At 60.3% G+C, this 19,817-nt stretch carries 17 protein-coding genes; 8 read left to right on the top strand and 9 right to left on the bottom strand.

What is annotated here, in order from left to right:
- Positions 1 to 186: 186 nt before the first annotated feature.
- The 5 genes from AC07ZE_RS01955 to AC07ZE_RS01935 all read right to left on the bottom strand — a co-directional run bounded on the left by AC07ZE_RS01955 (position 187) and on the right by AC07ZE_RS01935 (position 7,463).
- A complete protein-coding gene (locus AC07ZE_RS01955; protein ID WP_207260514.1) occupies positions 187 to 1,473 on the bottom strand; it encodes an OprD family porin in 1,287 nt (428 codons plus the stop codon).
- Between the two features lie 343 nt (positions 1,474 to 1,816).
- Positions 1,817 to 2,029, bottom strand: a complete 213-nt coding sequence (locus tag AC07ZE_RS01950) for a hypothetical protein (protein ID WP_207260513.1) — start codon at positions 2,027 to 2,029, stop codon at positions 1,817 to 1,819.
- Between the two features lie 245 nt (positions 2,030 to 2,274).
- Positions 2,275 to 3,381, bottom strand: coding sequence for an agmatine deiminase (gene aguA / locus AC07ZE_RS01945; protein WP_095192354.1), 1,107 nt, complete (start codon positions 3,379 to 3,381; stop codon positions 2,275 to 2,277).
- A 5-nt stretch (positions 3,382 to 3,386) separates the two neighbouring features.
- Entirely contained in the window at positions 3,387 to 4,265 is an 879-nt protein-coding gene (aguB, locus tag AC07ZE_RS01940) for an N-carbamoylputrescine amidase (RefSeq protein WP_207260511.1), read from the bottom strand.
- Positions 4,266 to 4,550: 285 nt separating this feature from the next.
- Positions 4,551 to 7,463 carry an aminotransferase gene (locus AC07ZE_RS01935; RefSeq protein ID WP_207260509.1) on the bottom strand — a complete coding sequence of 971 codons (2,913 nt, stop codon included), beginning with the start codon at positions 7,461 to 7,463 and terminating at the stop codon, positions 4,551 to 4,553.
- Positions 7,464 to 7,642: 179 nt separating this feature from the next.
- On the opposite strand from AC07ZE_RS01935, the gene AC07ZE_RS01930 reads away from it, so the two are divergent.
- From AC07ZE_RS01930 to AC07ZE_RS01920, 3 genes are read left to right on the top strand one after another with little or no spacing between them, the layout of a single operon-like run.
- A complete protein-coding gene (locus AC07ZE_RS01930; RefSeq protein ID WP_207260507.1) occupies positions 7,643 to 9,451 on the top strand; it encodes a sensor histidine kinase in 1,809 nt (602 codons plus the stop codon).
- Positions 9,448 to 10,842, top strand: a complete 1,395-nt coding sequence (locus AC07ZE_RS01925) for a sigma-54-dependent transcriptional regulator (protein ID WP_207260505.1) — start codon at positions 9,448 to 9,450, stop codon at positions 10,840 to 10,842. The genes AC07ZE_RS01930 and AC07ZE_RS01925 overlap by 4 nt, the downstream gene beginning before the upstream one ends.
- Before the next feature lie 40 nt (positions 10,843 to 10,882).
- Positions 10,883 to 11,338: a YiiD C-terminal domain-containing protein gene (locus AC07ZE_RS01920; protein WP_207260503.1), complete on the top strand. Its 456-nt coding sequence runs from the start codon at positions 10,883 to 10,885 to the stop codon at positions 11,336 to 11,338.
- A 61-nt stretch (positions 11,339 to 11,399) separates the two neighbouring features.
- On the opposite strand, the gene cysQ is transcribed toward AC07ZE_RS01920, so the two are convergent.
- Together cysQ and nudE are read right to left on the bottom strand one after the other, a co-directional pair.
- Entirely contained in the window at positions 11,400 to 12,227 is an 828-nt protein-coding gene (gene cysQ, locus AC07ZE_RS01915) for a 3'(2'),5'-bisphosphate nucleotidase CysQ (RefSeq protein WP_207260501.1), read from the bottom strand.
- The gene (gene nudE, locus AC07ZE_RS01910; RefSeq protein WP_207260499.1) at positions 12,224 to 12,790 is read right to left on the bottom strand and encodes an ADP compounds hydrolase NudE; all 567 of its coding nucleotides are present in this window, start codon (positions 12,788 to 12,790) and stop codon (positions 12,224 to 12,226) included. The genes cysQ and nudE overlap by 4 nt, the downstream gene beginning before the upstream one ends.
- Positions 12,791 to 12,880: 90 nt before the next feature.
- Between nudE and yrfG the strand changes: the two genes are divergently transcribed.
- Complete coding sequence (gene yrfG / locus AC07ZE_RS01905) at positions 12,881 to 13,543, top strand: GMP/IMP nucleotidase (RefSeq protein ID WP_207260496.1); 663 nt, start codon at positions 12,881 to 12,883, stop codon at positions 13,541 to 13,543.
- Positions 13,544 to 13,664: 121 nt separating this feature from the next.
- Here the strand turns inward: yrfG and lysM are convergent, their stop codons facing one another.
- The gene (lysM, locus tag AC07ZE_RS01900; protein WP_207260494.1) at positions 13,665 to 14,114 is read right to left on the bottom strand and encodes a peptidoglycan-binding protein LysM; all 450 of its coding nucleotides are present in this window, start codon (positions 14,112 to 14,114) and stop codon (positions 13,665 to 13,667) included.
- A gap of 147 nt (positions 14,115 to 14,261) precedes the next feature.
- On the opposite strand from lysM, the gene AC07ZE_RS01895 reads away from it, so the two are divergent.
- The 4 genes from AC07ZE_RS01895 (at position 14,262) to AC07ZE_RS01880 (ending at position 19,277) form a co-directional block, all read left to right on the top strand.
- A complete protein-coding gene (locus AC07ZE_RS01895) occupies positions 14,262 to 15,149 on the top strand; it encodes a LysR family transcriptional regulator (protein WP_207260492.1) in 888 nt (295 codons plus the stop codon).
- Positions 15,150 to 15,241: 92 nt separating this feature from the next.
- The gene (fdhD, locus tag AC07ZE_RS01890) at positions 15,242 to 16,081 is read left to right on the top strand and encodes a formate dehydrogenase accessory sulfurtransferase FdhD (protein ID WP_207260490.1); all 840 of its coding nucleotides are present in this window, start codon (positions 15,242 to 15,244) and stop codon (positions 16,079 to 16,081) included.
- Positions 16,078 to 18,426: an FdhF/YdeP family oxidoreductase gene (locus AC07ZE_RS01885; RefSeq protein ID WP_207260488.1), complete on the top strand. Its 2,349-nt coding sequence runs from the start codon at positions 16,078 to 16,080 to the stop codon at positions 18,424 to 18,426. Before fdhD ends, AC07ZE_RS01885 begins: the two co-directional genes overlap by 4 nt.
- Positions 18,427 to 18,785: 359 nt before the next feature.
- Positions 18,786 to 19,277, top strand: a complete 492-nt coding sequence (locus AC07ZE_RS01880) for a glycine zipper domain-containing protein (RefSeq protein ID WP_137805909.1) — start codon at positions 18,786 to 18,788, stop codon at positions 19,275 to 19,277.
- A gap of 65 nt (positions 19,278 to 19,342) precedes the next feature.
- Here the strand turns inward: AC07ZE_RS01880 and AC07ZE_RS01875 are convergent, their stop codons facing one another.
- Complete coding sequence (locus tag AC07ZE_RS01875) at positions 19,343 to 19,774, bottom strand: acyl-CoA thioesterase (protein WP_207260479.1); 432 nt, start codon at positions 19,772 to 19,774, stop codon at positions 19,343 to 19,345.
- Positions 19,775 to 19,817 lie beyond the last annotated feature (43 nt).

Here is a 19,817-nt window from a genome sequence, read left to right as displayed (position 1 = left end):
TTTTGCGCAATTCAATCAACAAGAATGCTCATTTCGATCATTCGAGGTGGAAAACGTGACGGCGACAGACCATTGAATTGTCCTGAGGCGCAGACCAGAGCCCTGCAGCGCCCATAAAAAAGCCCCGAACCAGTCGGGGCTTGTTTTTTTTGGCCTTGAATCAGGCCTCGATACCGTAACCGATCATCAGAAAATGTTGATCGGGTAATCCACGAACACACGCACTTCGTTACCGCTGACGTTGTATTCGCTCGATTTCTGCGACACGCGCAGGATCGAGCTACGCAGTTTTACGCTCAGGTCTTTGGCCGGGCCGCTTTGCACGACGTACTTGAACTGGTTGAAGATTTCACGCTCGGTACCGCCTTCGCTGGTGGACGTGGTGATGTTGTCACCGCGCACGTAGGCGAAGTTGTAGCTCAGGCCCGGAACACCGAAGGTGCTGAAGTCCAGGCCGTAGCCCAGTTGCCAGCTGCGTTCGTCTTCGGCGTTGAAGTCGGACCAGTAGGAGTTGGCCAGGTAGATGGTGTTGCCACCGTCGCCGACGCGGTTCTGGTCTTTCTGGTAGCCACCATACGGGTAGCCCAGGTTGCTGTCGCCGGTGCTGCGCTGGTAGCCGAGGGTGAACGAGTGCGGGCCGGTGGCGTAGATTGCGGCCAGGCTCCAGATTTTGTTGTCGTCGCCGGTAGCACCGACGTCTTCAACATAGGAACTGTCCAGCTTGGTGCGGTAGCCGTTGAAGTCCAGGGTCAGGGACTGATCCTTGGCCAGCGGGAACACGTAGTTGGCGTTCACGTATTGCTTCTTGAGCACGTCTTCGACGTCGGAGGCGTACAGGGAAGCCTTGAACTGTTCGGTGAACTGGTAGCTGCCGCCCAACACGTTGATCGACTTCAGGCCACCGCTGTCACGGCCTTCAGCGCTTTTACGCGATTCGGCGGTGAAGCGACCGGCGTTCAGTTCCAGGCCTTTGATCTCCTTGGAGGTAATCAAAGTACCGGTGTAGCTTTCCGGCAGCAGACGCACAGTGTCGTAGCTCAATACCGGCAGGGCCGGCATCTGGTCGCCATAGGTCAGCGTGGTGCTGGAGAGACGGAATTTGACGGCGGCGCCAGCCTTGGCGAGGTCGTCAGCTGCGCTGCCGCTGTCACCTTGCTTAAAAAAGTCGATACCTTGTGCGCCGCTTTTGCCCTTGCCACCGTCCAGGCGCAGTGCGTACAGACCGAAGGCATCCACGCCCACGCCCACGGTACCTTGGGTGAAGCCGGACGAGAACGTGCCGATAGCCGCTTGGCCCCACTCGGCTTTATCGTCGTTGCCGTCTTTGTAGTCACGGTTCATGTAGGCGTTGCGCAGCAACACTTTAAGGCTGCTGTCTTCGACAAATCCCTTGGATTCGGCCTGGTCGTTAGCCATGGCCTGTGAAGCGCTCAAAATCCCCAGAGCGATCAGGCTGATTCGCTTGTTCAACATTTTATTTTCCTTATTACGGGTTGAAACGCGCTGTGTCGAACGGCTGAAACGGCACTATCGCGCTCTTTTTCATTCCGCAAACAAAAAGCCCGCCCACGATCACTCGCGGCGGGCCTTTTTATTATTTTAGAGTCATGGCGGTCTGCCACAGGCGTTGGCCGAATCGTAGCCGTGCCCTGAACGTTGTGTCAATTTCATGAATCGTCTGGAATTAGGCAAAAATCGTCTAAGAAATGATTTTGCGCGGCAGAAAAATTCAATTCTTACTATTCATTAGTCGTCCATAAAAAAAGCGCTGCCATCCCGGCAGCGCTTTTGTTTTATCAATCCGTTGTTTTTCTACTTATCCTTCCATCACATCCCATAACGCATCCAGTTCCGCTTCGCTGAATAAACCAGCGGGGTAGCGCTCGATCATTGTCCGGCGCGGATCAGCCTCGCTGATCGGACGCGTTCCATTGGACTTGAACCAGTGCGCCAGAATCTGGAGCGATTCGCCATTGACTGCCAGGGGATGCAACGCCCGCTCGCTCACCACATTTACTTCGGCGTTCATTTCAGCGCTCTCTCCTGGTTTGTGAGCGGCTAACTTATCCAAGGTTTATGACAGAACATCGCAGTTCTCCCCCTCCCCGAGTTGCCTCATGAGAGATACAAGAGCTATGCCAATGTGTCTGGATTGTCGATAAGCGGATACTAAAAAGCCCGCAATCCTGAAGGGCTGCGGGCTCTGTGCGAGGTAACGAGCGAAAACGTTTGCGTGAATGATTTGGCAATCAACTCAAGCTGTTACGAGGTCACTCATTCCTTGTGCGGTGCTGGCTGTTGTTGGGTAAGGCAGTGAATGTTGCCGCCACCCAGTAACAGTTCGCGGCCAGGCACCATCACCACTTCGTGCTGCGGGAACAGTGTCTGCAGAATTTCCTTGGCGGGACCATCCAGAGGGTCGTCGAAACTCGGCGCGATGATGCCGCCGTTGACGATCAGGAAGTTCACATAGGAACCGGCCAGACGCACCGATGGATTACGTTCCTGGGTGCCATCCACGGGGTCGACACCGGCGCATTCTTCTTCGGTCGCGTACAGCGGCCCCGGAATCGGCATCTTGTGCACCGTGAACGGGCGACCCTTGGCATCCGTGCTGCTTTGCAGCACCTTCATGGCCGCCTGGCAACGCGGGTAGTTCGGGTCCTGCGGGTCGTCGGTCCACGCCAGCAGCACTTCACCCGGACGCACGTAGCAGCAGAAGTTATCCACATGGCCGTCGGTTTCGTCGTTGAACAAGCCGTCCGGCAGCCAGATGATCTTATCCACAGCCAGATTGTCTTTGAGCACCGCTTCGATTTCCGCGCGGTTCAGGTGCGGATTGCGATTGCGGTTGAGCAAGCATTCTTCGGTGGTGATCAGCGTGCCTTCGCCATCGACGTGAATCGAACCGCCTTCGAGCACGAAGCCCTCGGTGCGGTAGCGCGGGCTGCGCTCGATCTCGAGGATTTTGCCGCCCACCTGCGAGTCGCGGTTCCACGGTGAATACAGGCCACCGTCGAAACCACCCCAGGAATTGAAATCCCAGTTCACGCCACGGACTTCGCCGCTGTTGTTGATGACGAACGTCGGGCCGGTATCCCGGACCCAGGCGTCGTCGCTGGACATCTCGACCACACGGATATTCGGTACGTCGAGGCGGGCACGGGCGTTTTCGTATTGGCCGGCGGAGACCGCCACGGTGACCGGTTCGAAACGCGCGATGGCCTTGGCCACTGCCACGTGCGCCGCTTGCGCCGGTTTGCCGCCCAGGCGCCAGTTGTCCGGACGCTCGGGCCAGATCATCCAGGTCTGGGTCTGGGGTGCCCACTCGGCCGGCATGTAAAAGCCGTCTGCGCGAGGGGTGCTTTTCAAAGTGGTCATGTCGATCAGGACTCCAGGGTACCGTCGAGGGTTTTCAGCGCGCCGTACAAGTTCGGACGACGGTCACGGAACGAGCCCCACGCGCTACGGATGTGTTCCAGTTGGTCGAGGTCGAAGGTGTGAACCAGAATGCCTTCTTCGGTTTCATTGAGTTCCTGCACCTTCTCGCCGAACTGGTTGGCGATGAACGACGAACCATAAAAGGTAATGTCGTAGCCGTCTTGTTCTTCATTGCCGATACGGTTACTGGCGATCAGCGGCATCAGGTTAGCGCCGGCGTGGCCCTGTTGCACGCGTTGCCAGTGATCGCGGGACGAAATGGTCTTGTCGTGGGGCTCGCTGCCGATGGCGGTCGGATAGAACAGGATTTCCGCGCCCTGCAGCGCCATGCTGCGCGCCGCCTCCGGAAACCACTGGTCCCAGCAGATGCCCACGCCGATTTTCGCGTAGCGGGTGTCCCAGACCTTGAAGCCGGTATCGCCCGGGTTGAAGTAATACTTTTCGTGGTAGCCAGGGCCGTCCGGGATGTGGCTTTTCCGATAAATCCCGAGGTTGCTGCCGTCGGCGTCGATGATCGCGATGCTGTTGAAACGCGCCCGCCCCGCCAGTTCGTAGAAGCTGATCGGCAGCACCACTTGCAGTTCCTTGGCGACTTTCTGGAAGTGCTTGATAGCGACGTTGTCTTCCACGGTCGTAGCCAGTTGCAGGTAATCCGGATTCGGCTTCTGGCAGAAGTACGGTGCCTCGAACAACTCCTGAATCAGGATGATCTGCGCGCCTTTGGCAGCGGCTTCACGGACCAGTCTTTCAGCGACCTCGATGTTGCCTTCAAGGTCCCAGGAACAGGCCATCTGGGTGGCGGCAACGGTAACGATACGGCTCATGAATCATCTCCGGGCAAGTGCTTGACGGTCGGGCATGGCTTATCCGTGCCCTGGCAGTGGCGACTTTATAACCGATAAAAATCGGCTTTTGAAGCTGTAAATCTGCCTTTTGTCATAAATCAGGCACTTAAACCCGATAACAATCGAATTAAAACCGCAAAATAAATGTGGGAGCGGGCTTGCTCGCGAAAGCCTCGGCTCAATCAACATTAATGTTGAATGACACACCGCCTTCGCGAGCAAGCCCGCTCCCACTTTTTTACCGTGTACCCGTGGGGGATATGTTTACAGGTCTTCGGCGAGCACCTTCGAAAGCATGTCCACAAAGAAATCCACGCTCCGACGCGATGTCACCATCGGCGGCTTGATCTTGAGCACGTTCAGGTAATCACCCGTCGGTTGCATGAAGATGCCCAGGTCGCGCAAGCGATTGCACAATTCTGTGGTCTCTTCGGTCGCCGGCTCCAATGTTTCGCGATTGCGGATCAACTCCACGCCCAGATAAAACCCGGAACCATGCACCGCGCCCACCAGCGGATGAATATCGATCAGCGCTTCGAGTCGCTCCTTGAAATACCCGCCCACGACCTGGGCGTTTTCCCACAGTTTTTCTTCTTCCATCACATCCAGCACTGCCATGCCGATCTGGCAACTGACCGGACTGCCGCCCGCCGACGAGAAGAAATAGCCCTCCGCTTCCAGGGCTTCGGCGATTTCCCGACGGGTGATCACCGCGCCCAGTGGCTGCCCGTTGCCCATGCCCTTGGCCATGGTGATGATGTCCGGCACCACGCCTTGCTCTTCGAAACCCCAGAAGAAATGCCCCATGCGTCCGTAGCCCACCTGCACTTCGTCGGCGATGCAAACCCCGCCTTGGGCGCGGACCCTTTCGTAAACCTGTTTCAGATAACCCGGTGGCAGCGAGATACCACCGGCATTGCCATACACGGGCTCGCAGATGAAGCCGGCCAGTTGGCGTTTCTGCTCGGCGATTTTCGCCAGGTTGTGTTCGACACTGCGCACGTAGTCCGGCGCGCTGTCCGGGCCACGGAACTCACCGCGGTAGGTGTTCGGTGCAGTGACCGGATGCACCCAGTCCGGGCGACTTTCCAACGCCTTGGGGTTGTCGGCAATCGAGGTCGATACCGCATCCGCGCCCACGGTCCAGCCGTGATAGGCCTCCAGCACGCTGACAATGTCGCGGCCGCCGCTGTAGGCCCAGGCCAGACGGATCGCCAGGTCGTTGGCCTCGCTGCCGCTGTTGACCAGGAACACGCGATCCATGGAGTCCGGGGCCAGCTTCAGCAAACGCTCGGAAAATTCAGCCACGGCGGCGTAATTGAACCGTGAGTTGGTGTTGAGCAACGACCACTGGCGGCCGGCGACCGCGGCCATGCGCGGATGGCCATGGCCGAGTACCGCGACGTTGTTGAGCATGTCGAGGTACGAGCGGCCCTGCATGTCGATCAGGTGGTTGCGCCAGCCACGCTCGATACGCGGCGGATCGACGTAATAGTGTTTTTGCGTACGGGCGAAACTGGCATCACGACGGGCCAGCAAGGTTTGCGCATCGAGTTCCTCTTCGGCATCGCAAGCCAGCCCCAGCAGCGCCGCCGGTGAAGGGCACAACGCTTTCCAGGCCGGTGCGCGGGTCGGCGTGCAGAACAAAGGCGCGGTAAACGACGCCCCGCGGCACAGTTGCACCATCAACGGCCCGCTGACCGAGCCCAGCACCTGGCCTTTGACCAGCGCAGCGCCTGTATGCAGCGATGACGTAACGCCCCATAGGCGCACACTCAGTTGCGGGCCATCCAGTTGCAGCACTCCCGGCAACGGCTGGTGCACCACCCCGGCGAACGGCGCCTCGACTGCCGTGCCATGGGGCACGCGCAACTCGACGTGCAACGGGCAGGTGTCCGGTTCGATGGCGCTGTCCGGGCGAGTGCGGGACAGGCGGTATTGCCCATAGCGGCTGGCCGCCAGGCCGTGGGCGGCGGCCGCTTCGTCCAGCAGGCGTTGATCGACACCCTCCTGCTCCCAGTTACCAGCCTCGAAATGCGGGCTGAGTACGCCCAGGTCGATCAAGGCAAACTCACGTCCCACCAGGCTCGGCAGCAGCGGTGCAAAACCGTCACCGGCTATGCCTGGCAGATTCTGCCCGACAGCGGTCAGGATCGCGGCTTCCATCAGCGCCAACGGCACCGAGGTCGCCACGCGGAAAATTTCCCACTCGTGAGTCAGGTTGTCGCGACTGTAGGCGTTACCCGGATCGATGCTGACCTGCTGCTCACCGCTGAGCACCAACACCGCGGCACGGGCGACAATCAGCGGCCACAACGCCAGCAGCTCTTCATGCTGCAAGGGATTGACCGCGTGATAGGCCTGTACCGCCGGCAAAATGCAGAACGGGTCGCCATCGGCGTGGTGCAACAATGCCGCGCAGGTGACCGACAGATCGGTGATGCGCCAGGTGCGGATCAGATCGCCGAAATCGATCACGCCCTGCAACTGCCATTGGCGCGCTGAGTCGCGCTGCCACACGACGTTGTCGTCAGTGATGTCCATGTGGATGGCCTGGATCGGCAACTTGTCCACCAAGGGCTGCAAGTGACGTTCGGCTTGCTCCGCCGCTTCGGCGACCGTTTTGCGCTGCGCGTCATCCTGGATGACCGGCAACAAATGCGCGATCAATGCCTGGGCATGGCGCGCATCCCACTGCAGGGTGCGCTCCAGCCCCGGGTGGTCGAATTCCGCCAGTGCCAGGTCCATCTCGCCGCACAAGCGGCCGAAACCGGCCACCACCGTGCGGTTGAAATGATCGAGGTGCGTCAGGGACTGGCCCTCGATGTAATCCAGCAAGCGCACATGCACCGCTTGGCCGGCGACATCCAGAGACAGCAGGTCCGCACCGTTTTTCGCCGGGATCACGCGCGGCACATGCACGTCGGGGTGCTGCGCCAGGTGCTTGAGCCCGGCATGTTGGGCTTGCAACTCCTGCGCCGAATAATCGCCCCGGCAGATTTTCAGGACGAAACGCCCCAGATCGCTGTCGACGCGGTAGTTCAAATCCTGCTGACTGCCCAGGGCCTGCAACCTGCCGCCCAGCCCGTAATGCTCCTGCAACAGTTCAAGCGCTTGCTGCGCAGAGACTTGCGGACCGGGCAAACTGGCGCGATGAATCAACGTGGCGAGCGGCATGAAACAGACCTCTTCAATGAAGGTGTTAAATTTATTAGGCGCCTATATCGCCACTGCTCGGGCCGATACGCAACCCCCTGTTCGCCAGCCTGACGAACAACCGTCGGTCATCAACGGCTCGCAGACTGTGCCCGCAAGCCTAGGCATAATGTGCCCATACCCACAGGCGCTCGATGCTCATGACTCCGACCCTCCCCCGCAGACCCCGCTGGCGCAGCCTGGCCCTGCTCGCCCTGTGCCTGGCACCGTTGTTGTGGCCGCTGGAGCATCTGGCCGAGCGCTACTACCGCAGTGAACTGGCCGGGCAGAACCGCCAGACCCTCGACCTCTACGTCGCCAACCTGCTGGGTACCCTGCACCGGTATGAAGTGCTGCCGCAGATCCTCGGCGATCTGCCGGCCCTGCGCGCCGTTCTTGGTGCGCCGGACGATGGTGTCACCCAGGGCAATGCCAACCGCCTGCTGAAAAACATCAGCACCCAGACCGGCGCCGAAGTCATGTACCTGATGGACACCACGGGCAAGACCCTGGCGGCCTCCAACTGGGACAAGCACGACAGTTTCGTCGGGCGCAATTTTTCGTTTCGGCCGTATTTCAGCGAAGCCATGGCCGGGCGGCTGGGGCGATTCTTCGGACTCGGCACCACGTCCGCCAAACGCGGCTACTTCTTCGCTGCAGCCGTGCGCCAGGGCGAGAAAATCATCGGCGTACTGGTGGTCAAGGTCGACCTCGACCACACCGAAAGCCTCTGGGGGAAAACTCCGGAACAGCTGCTGCTGACCGATCACAACGGAGTGGTCATTCTCACCTCACGACCTGAATGGCGCTTCCGCTCGACCCGCCCGTTGAGTGAAGACGAACGCAAAGCCATCATCGCGATCCAACCCTATCCAACCCGCGATCCGAAGCCGTTGAATCTCAATCCCGATGCCTGGCTGACCCAGACTCAGGCCATCGCGGAAACCGGCTGGAATGTCAGCATCCTCGCGCCACGCACCCTGATCGACCGCCCGGTGCGCACGGTGGTCGCCATCGGGGGCGCGACGCTATTGGTGGTGATGCTGTTGCTCGGCCTGATGATGCAGCGCCGCCGTCATTACCTTGATCGAATAGCCTTCGAAGCCAAGGCCCGACGTGAGCTGGAAGGCCGGGTCGCTGAACGTACCAGCGACCTGGAGGGCCTCAACCGTCGTCTCAAGCAGGAAGTGCTGGAACGCGAACAGGCCCAGCAAGAATTGGTACGCGCCCAGGATGATCTGGTGCAGGCCGGCAAACTGTCGGCACTGGGAACGATGTCGGCGAGCATCAGTCACGAGCTCAACCAACCCCTGGCCGCCATCCGCAGCTACGCGGAAAACGCCGAAGTGTTGCTCGACCATCAGCGCACCGACGATGCCCGCGGCAATCTCAAGCTGATCAGCGAACTGACCGGGCGCATGGCCTCGATCATTGCGCATCTGCGCGCGTTTGCCCGACGCGATCGCCACGCCCCGGAAAGCGTCGCCCTGCAACCTGCGCTGGACGACGCACTGGCCTTGCTCGCCAAGCGTCGGCGCAGCATGGAAGTCGAACTGATACGGGATTTGCCCGCCGCGACCTTGTGGGTCGAGGCCGGGGAAACCCGCCTGCGCCAAGTGCTCGGCAATCTGCTGGCCAACGCTCTGGACGCCCTGACGGAAAAAGGCCCGCCTCGTAAACTCTGGCTGAGTGCCCAATCCAGTGCCGATGGCGTCAACCTGTACATTCGCGACAATGGCCCCGGCTTCTGCATGGAGGCCCTTGGTCGCGCCAGCGAACCTTTCTACACCACCAAGACCCGCACCCAGGGGCTTGGATTGGGACTGGCGATCTGCGAGACCCTGATGCGCGCCTTCGGTGGTGAACTGCTGTTCGCCAACCACAAGGAGGGCGGCGCCCTGATTACCCTGAAACTGCGCGCAGGCGCGCCGGGTGTGAGCCTGCAACCGTCCGAGGACCGAAGTGCATGACCATCGACAATCGAATTCAGGTTGTGTTGATCGACGATGATCCCCACCTGCGCCAGGCCCTGAGCCAGACCCTTGATCTGGCCGGCTTGAAAATTCTGCCGCTGGCCGAGGCCAAGGGGCTGGCCGGGCAACTGGAACGCGACTGGCCGGGGGTGGTGGTCAGCGACATTCGCATGCCCGGCATGGACGGAATCGAACTGCTGACCGAACTCCACGCCCAGGACCCGGAGCTGCCGGTGTTGCTGGTCACCGGTCACGGCGACGTGCCGCTGGCCGTGCAAGCCATGCGCGCCGGGGCCTATGACTTTCTGGAAAAGCCCTTCGCCAGCGATGCCCTGCTCGACAGTGTGCGCCGCGCCCTGGCCTTACGCCGCTTGGTGCTGGATAACCGCAGCCTGCGCCTGGCCCTGAGCGATCGCAATGAGCTGAGCACACGTCTGGTCGGGCAATCGCCTTCGATGCTGCGCCTGCGCGAGCAAATCGGTGCCCTGGCGGCGACCAAAGCCGATGTACTGATCCTTGGTGAAACCGGTGCCGGTAAAGAAGTGGTGGCGCGGGCGCTGCATGATTTGTCGAGCCGCCGAAACGGTCCCTTCGTGGCGATCAACGCCGGAGCGCTGGCCGAATCGGTAGTCGAGAGCGAGTTGTTCGGTCATGAGCCGGGCGCCTTCACCGGTGCGCAGAAGCGGCGCATCGGCAAATTCGAATTCGCCAACGGCGGCACGTTGTTCCTCGATGAAATCGAAAGCATGAGCCTGGACGTGCAGGTGAAGTTGCTACGCTTGCTGCAAGAGCGGGTGGTCGAACGCCTGGGCGGCAATCAGCTGATTCCACTGGATATCCGCATCATCGCCGCCACCAAGGAAGACTTGAGGCAGGCCGCCGATCAGGGGCGTTTCCGCGCCGACCTGTATTACCGCTTGAACGTCGCGCCGTTGCGCATTCCACCGCTGCGTGAACGAGGTGAAGATGCGCTGGTACTGTTTCAGCACTTTACCGATGAGGCCAGTAAACGCCACGGCTTGCCGCCTCATGAACTGCAACCGGGCCAACGCGCACTGCTGCTGCGCCACACTTGGCCCGGTAACGTGCGCGAACTGCAAAACGCCGCCGAACGCTTCGCCCTGGGCCTGGAACTGGCGCTGGACAACAGCGAGTCGCAAGGCGCCGCCGGTACCCTGGTGGAACCGGTCAGCGGTGGCTTGAGCGAGCAAGTGGAAAACTTCGAAAAAACCCTGATCGCCGCCGAACTGGCGCGCTCCCACAGTTCCGTGCGCAGCGTCGCCGAAGCCCTCGGCATTCCGCGCAAGACCTTGCATGACAAACTGCGCAAACATGGCCTGAACTTCGCCGACAGCGGAGCCTCCAGCCAGTCCGACGAACTCGATTGAGCCACCGTCCAATCATCCACCCCATACAAGAGGCCTCTGAATGAGCCGCGACAGTCGTCAACTGGAATCCGTCCTCCACCATGACATTCCCCTCACGCGGGACATGGGCCTCAAAGTGCTCGACTGGCACGATCAGCAACTGCGCCTGCATTTGCCGCTGGACGCCAACGTCAACCACAAGAGCACTATGTTCGGTGGCAGCCTGTATTGCGGCGCGGTACTGGCCGGCTGGGGCTGGTTGCATTTGCGACTGAAAGAAGAAGGGATTGCGGACGGGCACATCGTGATTCAGGAAGGGCAGATCAACTACCCGCTGCCGGTGACCGGCGATGCGCACGCCATTTGCCAGGCGCCTGGCGCACAGGTGTGGAAGAAGTTCCTCGCCACCTACCACCGTTATGGACGAGCGCGACTGGCGCTGCATACGCGGGTGGTGAATGCGGGCAGTGATGAGGATGCGGTGAGGTTTGTCGGGCAGTATGTGTTGCACCGCTAGGGCTTGCTCGCGAACGGCTGCGCCGCAGCCGCAATTCAGACAACAGGATTTAGCGTGAAGCTCAGGAGCGTGCGAGGTTCAGCAGTTTTTCACGCCACGCCGCCTTCGCCGGCAATGCCAGGAAAAACTCATTCAACAGCGACTCCCGCGCCGGATAACAGAACGGCGCGCCGCTCAAATCCAGCACTTCACCGCCCGCCCCTTCCAGCACGCCTTGCGCCGCCGCCGTGTCCCACTGCGAAGTCGGAGCCAGGCGCGGATAACAATCGGCCGCACCTTCGGCCAACAGGCAAAACTTCAGCGAGCTGCCAATATTGGCCAGTTCCAGCTCACCCAGGCTGGCGCTCAACCCGGCCAACAGGCGTTCCTGCTCCGGGCTGGAATGTCGGCGACTGGCGACCACGGTGAACGCCGCATTCGTCGGCGGCACTTCGCGAACCTGAATCGGCAGCGGCTCGGCGCCCTTGTCGCCGCGCCATGCGCCCAACCCGGTGCCACCCACGTAAAAGCGCCCACTCGTCGGCATCGACACGACGCCAAACACCACGCGCCCCTGCTCGATCAATGCGATGTTGACCGTGAACTCCTCACTGCCGGAGATGAATTCCTTGGTGCCGTCCAGCGGATCCACCAGCCACCAGCGCTGCCATCCGGCGCGTACGCTTTGAGGAATGTTGGCATCTTCTTCGGACAACACCGGGATGCTCGGGTCCAGCGCGGTCAAGCCGGCAACAATCAGGTGATGGGCGGCCAGGTCGGCGGCAGTGACGGGTGAGTCGTCAGCCTTGGCGGTCACCGTCGTGCCGATGCGCCAGAACGGCAAAATCGCTTCGCCAGCCTTCAAGGCCAGCTCTATCACCGGTGCCATCAGCGGATGGGGAAAAATCATGGCAGGAACACTCCACGCTGGGTCAGCAGATCACGGGCCAGGTACAGCGCCGCCAAGGCGCGGCCCTCGGTGAATTGGGGGTTCTGCGCCAGTGCCGACAACTCCCGCAGGTTGACCTTGCCCACCCCCATCGGCTCCGGTTCGTCACCTTCAAGACGCTCTTCGTACAAATCAGTGGCCAGCACCACCTGGATTTTCTGGCTCATGTAACCGGGCGACAACGACAGTTCCGTCAAATGCTCAAGCTGCCGCGCGCCAAACCCGGCCTCTTCCTTAAGTTCGCGCTCCGCCGCTGCAAGCACATCTTCACCGGGTTCGACCAGGCCTTTGGGCAGCGACAGTTCGTATTCATCGGTTCCGCCGCAATACTCCTCGACCAGCACCGCATGATCCGCATCGAGCATCGCCACGATCATCACCGCGCCATAACCGGTGCCTTTGCCGACCAATCGCTCGTAAGTGCGCTCCTCACCATTGGAAAAGCGCAGTTTCAGCTCCTCGACGCAGAATAAACGGCTGGTGGCGACGATCTCGCGGGCGAGGATGGTGGGTTTCTGGCGCATGAGCGGCTCCTGAGCGATAGCGGGTTACTATACCCGGCCTATCCTGATTGTTGTCCCCGGATACCTTTTTTATCGCTGGAGAAGTTTTTTATGTCCCCGTTGCCCTGGCACGACATCGACACCGTTCTGCTGGACATGGACGGCACGTTGTTGGACCTGCACTTCGACAACCATTTCTGGCTGGAGCATCTGCCCCTGCGTTACGCCGAACTGCACGGGGTGAGTCGGGCAATGGCCGAGCTTGAGTTGCAACCGTTGTTCGAGCGCCACGCCGGTCAGTTGCAGTGGTACTGCCTGGATTTCTGGAGCGCCGAGCTCAAGTTGTCCGTGCGTGAACTGAAACTGGAAACTGCGCACCTGATTGCCCTGCGCCCGGACGCGGATACCTTTCTGGAGGCGCTCAAAAAGGCCGGCAAACGCGTGGTGCTGATCACCAATGCTCACCGTGATTCTCTGTCATTGAAGATGGAAAAAATCGAACTGGCGCCGTATTTCGAGCGCTTGATCAGCTCCCACGATTATGGCTTCCCCAAGGAAAACCCGCAGTTCTGGGACGCCTTGAGGGAGGACATTGATTTCGATCCGGCGCGCAGCCTGTTTATCGACGACACCTTGTCGATCCTGCGCAGTGCGCGGGATTTTGGTGTGGCGCATTTGCTGGCCGTGAGCGAGCCGGACAGTCGTCAGGGGCCGAGGGACACGGCGGAGTTTGCAGCGGTGGAGGATTATCGGGATCTGATTGCCGGGCTTTAGACCGAGTCGCCTATTTCGCGAGCAGGCTCGCTGCCACAATGGATCTGCGTCGTGCACACACTCTGTACTCGCTACAGATCAAATGCGGGAGCGAGCCTGCTCGCGAAAGCGGTCTTGAAGATTACTCAGGAATCCGCAACACCTGCCCCGGATAGATCTTGTCCGGGTGCTTGAGTTGCGGTTTGTTGGCCTCGAAGATTTTTTGGTACTTGTTCGGATCGCCATACACGCGCTTGGAAATCGCGCTGAGCGTGTCGCCCTTCTCGACCGTGACAAACTTCGCGGCCGCAGCCACGGCGCCCGTCACCGTGATCTGATCGTCAACACCACTGACGCCGGCCACGTTACCCAACGCCAACAGGATTTTTTCCTTTTCCTCCTGGCTGCCCGCTTCACCCGTGGCGATGACTTTATCGCCCTCGACTTTCACCTGAATCCTGGAAGTATCGATCCCAGTCAGCGCGCTCTGCACATGCTTGGTCAACGCTTCACTGTTGGCTTCGGCCTTGTCCGGCGTCAGCGCATCAAGGATTTTTTCACCGGCTTCTTTAAGAAAACTGAACAGGCTCATCGTGTGCTCTCCCTGGGAATTAGTGTCCAGACGCAAAAGCCTAGACCACGGTTGCCAAACACGACTTCAAACCGACCAATGACGCCGCTGCGCGCCAAGCGATAGAATCCACCCCTGCTCACCCCCTGGATCCGCCCTGGAGCGAAGATGGACATCAAGCAACTGAAATTCCTCATCGCTCTCGACGAAACCCGACACTTCGGCCAGGCAGCCGCGCGCTGCCACATCACCCAACCGACCCTTTCCATGCGCCTGCGCAGCCTCGAAGAAGAACTCGATCTGCCGCTGGTCAATCGCGGACAACGCTTCGAAGGCTTTACTGCGCCGGGCGAACGGGTGCTGGCCTGGGCGCGCACTGTACTGGCAGCCTATGACGGTTTGTACGCCGAGGCGGCCGCCTGTCGCGGCAATCTGGTCGGCACCTTGCGCCTGGGTGTGGTGCCTCTGTCGAGCTTCGACCCACTGCCGCTGTTGCAACGCTTGCATGCTGAGCACCCGAACCTGCGATTTGAATTGTCGGCACTGAGCTCGGAGCAAATCCTCGAACAACTGGCGAACAATCGCCTGGATCTTGGTGTGTCGTACCTGGAACGCCTTGATGCCGAACACTTTGACTCACTCACATTCAGTGAAACCCGCATGGGTCTGCTTTACGATCAGCGCTTCTTTACCTTTGGCGAGAAGCCGCTGAGCTGGGAATCGTTGATCGAGCTGCCGCTGGGCATGCTCACCAGCGGCATGCACTTTCGCCAGTCCATCGACCATAACTTCCACAGCCGCGGGCTCACCCCGCAGCCGTTGTTGCAGACCGATGCCGTGCATCAACTTTTACAGGCTGTGCATGGCGGCTTGTGCTGCGCCGTGATGCCACTGGACGGTGGCCTCGAAGACCTGACTGATCATTTACGCCTACAGCCGATCGAAAACGCCCAAACCCTTGGCCGCCTGGGGCTGATCATGCGTCGCACCGCCCCTCGTTCAGCGCTGGCAGAAGCGTGTTTCGCGGTTTATCAGCAATCGCTGATGGGTGTTTGATCGACGGCCTCTATCGGCAGATCAGTAATAGCGATTAGACGCGACAGTTTGCCGCGCCTAGTCTTTAAGCTGATCAACCCCTCGGTGATGCCATGAACGCCAAGCGCCCTTCCTGCCCGGCGCCCGCCCTCGAAACGCCCGCGCCTGCAGCCAGCCAGACATACAGCTACAGCAACATTGAAAACGCCGAATCGGCCAGCACTGCGTTGGCCGAGGAAGTGGCGTTGGCGATTGCCTATAACGGCATCAGCCAGGCCGTCATGCTGGTGACACCGACCGATCTTGAAGACTTTATCGTCGGCTTCAGTTTGGGTAGCGGCATCATCGAAGACGTCAATGAAATCTACGACCTGCAACTCAGCGGGTCGGGGTCGGCGCAGTATGCGCAGGTGACCATCGCCAACCGTGCCTTCTGGAACCTCAAGCTGCAGCGTCGACAAATGGCGGGCACCAGCGGTTGCGGGCTCTGCGGCGTGGAGGCGGTCGAGCAAGCCTTGCCGGATCTCAAGGTGTTGCCCGGCGCGCCACTGCCGCCCGCCGAATGGCTCGACGGCCTGCGCCAACGCATCGGCGCATTTCAGCCGCTGGGGCAGTACAGCGGCGCGGTGCACGCGGCGGTGTTCATGAACGACAAGGGTGAGTTGTTGCTCGGCCGTGAAGACATCGGCCGCCACAATGCCCTCGACAAGCTGATCGGCGGGCTGATCCGTCGCCACATCCCGATCACGGGTGGACTGGCGATTGTCACCAGCCGTTGCAGCCTCGAATTAATCCAGAAAGTTTTGCGCGCCGGCATCCAGACCCTGGTCAGCCTGTCGTCGCCCACGGGCCTCGCCGTGCAATGGGCCCGTCGCCACAACCTTAACCTCATTCATCTGCCACAAAAGAATGCGCCACGGGTCTACAGCCCAGCGTTGGAGAATCAAGCGTGAGTCAACACCGTCAAGCCGACCAGCCCCCCGTCCCTCGCTACAAGCCCTACAAAGGCCCGGCCGGTGGCTGGGGCGCACTGATCAGCGTCGCCCAAGCCTGGTTGACCAGCGACAACGCTCTGAAAAACCTGCGCATGATGCTCAAGACCAACAAGAACGGCGGCTTCGATTGCCCCGGTTGCGCCTGGGGTGATTCGCTCGAAGGCGGCATCGTGGCGTTCTGCGAGAACGGCGCCAAAGCGGTGAACTGGGAAGCAACCAAGCGCCGCGTCGATGGCAAATTTTTCGCCAGACACAGCGTCACCTCGCTGCTGGAACAGAGCGACTACTGGCTCGAATACCAGGGCCGCCTGACAGAACCGCTGAGCTACAACGCTCAAACCGATCGCTACCAACCTATCAGTTGGGACGATGCGTTTGCCCTGATCGCCAAGCACCTGCGCGGTTTATCGAGCCCGGATCAAGCCGAGTTCTACACCTCGGGTCGTGCCAGCAACGAAGCGGCTTTCCTCTATCAGTTGTTCGTGCGCGCCTACGGCACCAACAACTTCCCCGACTGCTCGAACATGTGCCACGAAGCCAGCGGAGTTGCGTTGTCGCAAAGTGTTGGCGTCGGCAAAGGCACCGTGACCTTCGACGACTTCGAACACGCCGATGCGATTTTCGTCTGGGGCCAGAACCCGGGCACCAACCACCCCCGGATGCTCGAACCACTGCGAGAAGCGGTCAAACGGGGCGCGCAGGTGGTGTGTATCAACCCGCTGAAGGAACGGGGCCTGGAACGTTTCCAGCACCCGCAACATCCGATCGAAATGCTCACCAACGGCGACAAACCGACCAACACCGCGTACTTCCGTCCGGCACTGGGCGGTGACATGGCGGTGCTGCGCGGCATGGCCAAGTTCCTGCTGCAATGGGAGCGCGACGCGCAGAAAGCTGGCACCGAGGCGGTGTTCGATCACGATTTCCTCAATGCACACAGCGTCAACGTGCTGGACTACCTGGCCGTCCTCGACGACACCTCGTGGGAGCAGATCGTCGAGCAGTCGGGCTTGTCCCTTGTTGAGATCGAGCAAGCGGCGCGCATGTACGCCAAGGGCAAGAACGTCATCATGTGCTGGGCCATGGGCATCACCCAGCATCGTCACTCGGTGGCGACCATCCAGGAAATCGCCAACTTGCAGCTGCTGCGCGGCAACATCGGTCGGCCAGGCGCTGGCCTATGCCCGGTGCGTGGCCACAGTAATGTGCAGGGTGACCGGACCATGGGCATCAACGAACGCCCGCCAGTGGCGTTCCTCGATGCGCTGGAGCGTCGCTTCCAGTTCAAGGTCCCCCGTGAAAACGGCCACAACGTGGTCGAGGCGATTCACGCCATGGCCGAAGGTCGGGCAAAAGTGTTTATCGCTTTGGGCGGCAACTTCGCCCAGGCCACCCCTGACAGCCCACGGACCTTCAAGGCCCTGAGCAATTGCGACCTGACCGTGCAGATCAGCACCAAGCTCAACCGCAGCCACTTGGCCCATGGTAAAGACGCGCTGATCCTGCCATGCCTCGGCCGGACCGATATCGACCGGCAAGCTGAAGGTCCACAAGCGGTGACCGTCGAAGACTCATTCAGCATGGTCCATGCCTCCAACGGTCAACTGGAGCCGCTGTCGAACCAGATGCGCTCGGAGCCGGCCATTCTTGCCGGAATCGCCGCTGCCACGCTGGGCAGCCACCCGGTGGACTGGAACTGGCTGGTGGCGGATTACAGACGCATCCGCGAGCTGATTGCCGACACCATTCCCAACTTCAAGGACTTCAACGAGAAGATCAAGAATCCTGGCGGTTTCTATCTGGGCAACAGTGCCGGTGCTCGCAAGTGGAACACCGCGTCGGGTCGGGCCAATTTCCGTCCGAACGTATTGCCCAAGGATCTGGTGCACGAGCGCACCCGCGCCACTGGCGTATTGCCAGACCTGATCCTGCAATCGATGCGCTCGCACGATCAGTACAACACCACGATCTATGGCCTCAACGATCGTTATCGCGGCGTGAAAGGTCAGCGTGATGTGCTGTTCGTGAACGAAGCCGACATCATTCGCCTGGGCTTCAAGCCAGGGCAGAAGGCTGACATCGTGTCACTGTGGGATGATGGTGTCGAACGTCGGGTGAAAGGCTTCACACTACTGGCGTTTGATATCCCGGCCGGGCAAGCGGCAGCGTACTATCCGGAGGTGAATCCGTTGGTGCCGTTGGAAAGCACCGGGGACGGCAGCCATACACCGACGTCGAAGTTCGTGGCGATCCGGCTGGAAGCGGCGAGTGAGACCGGGTTGATCATGGCCAAATCGGCTTAACGCGGTGTTTGATCTGTCGTCTTCGCGAGCGGGCTCGCTCCCACATTGAATCTTTTGTAGGCACAGGCATTTGTGCTCGCTCCGGCCCCACTGTGGGAGCGAGCCTGCTCGCGAAAGCGGTAAGATGTTCAACACGTTTTCCGAATCGAATACTTTCCTAACGCCCACAAAAAAGGCCGTTTTCTCACAAAAACGGCCTATCCGAAGTAGCTAAAGACCGGCGAAAAACACTTAAGTTCCGTCTAAAAAACAGTAACTTATAGAAATGTGCTCAAGTCGTGTTACTCGTCGGATTTCGATTGTCACGCCCATGCCACGGCCTCAGGATCGCGACGTCATCCCCTTGAGGTTCCTCCTCCATGAAGTTCTCCTCGATTCTCTTGTTGTCCCTTGGCCTGGTCAGTGGCATTGCTTCTGCTGGCGGCACCACCGAAGCAGGTGTGGGTGGCGCATTGGGCGGGGTTCTAGGCTCGGTCGTCGGCCAGTCAATTGGCGGTAATACAGGTTCCACCATCGGCGCGGCCCTGGGCGGGGCGGGTGGTAGCGCAGTTGGCGCGGACAAACACAGCCGTGGCGAAGCCGCCATCGGTGGTGCGCTGGGCGCGGCAGGCGGTAACGTGGTCGGCCGTAGCATGGGCGGCACCACTGGCAGCCTGATCGGCTCCGCAGCAGGCGGCGGCGCCGGTGGCGCGCTGGGCAACTACATGGGCAACAAATACGATGATGACGACGATGATGATCGTCGCTCCTATCGTGACCGTGACCGTCGCTACTACCGTGACGGCCACCCGGGTCGCGGTCATGCCTATGGCCATCGCAAGCATCACAAGCACTACCGCCATCGTCACTGAGACCGAAGCGGTTTCGCTGGCAGGTAAAAAATCGCAGCCCCAGGGCTGCGATTTTTTTGCCTGAACTAAACCACCAGACGTTCCAGGGCGTTGCGCAGTCCGGCCGGAATTGCCACCGGCTGGTTCGACGCCCGATCCACAAACACATGCACAAAGCGCCCCGCCGCGCAGGCCTCGTCCTCCCCCTGCTTGAATACCGCCAACTCATACTGCACCGAGCTGTTGCCCAGTTTGCCTACCCGTAGACCGATCTCGATCCGATCAGGAAATGCGATGGAAGCAAAGTAATCGCACGCCGAGCTCACTACGAAACCCACCACCTCACCATCGTGGATATCCAGGCCGCCGACTTCGATCAGGTAGGTGTTCACCGCCGTGTCGAAAAAGCTGTAGTAGGTAACGTTGTTCACGTGACCGTAGGCGTCGTTGTCATGCCAGCGGGTGGTGATGGGCTGGAAGTGCGGGTAGTCGGTGCGTTGAGGCATCGGGTTGGACATCAGTGTCGGCTCCTGAGGTTGGATGGCCAGTTTAAAGCGAATA

It is taken from the genome of Pseudomonas sp. GW101-3H06, from assembly GCF_059424605.1.
The sequence above is the reverse complement of the archived record's forward strand: the minus strand, read 5'-3'. Positions and strand labels throughout refer to the sequence as shown.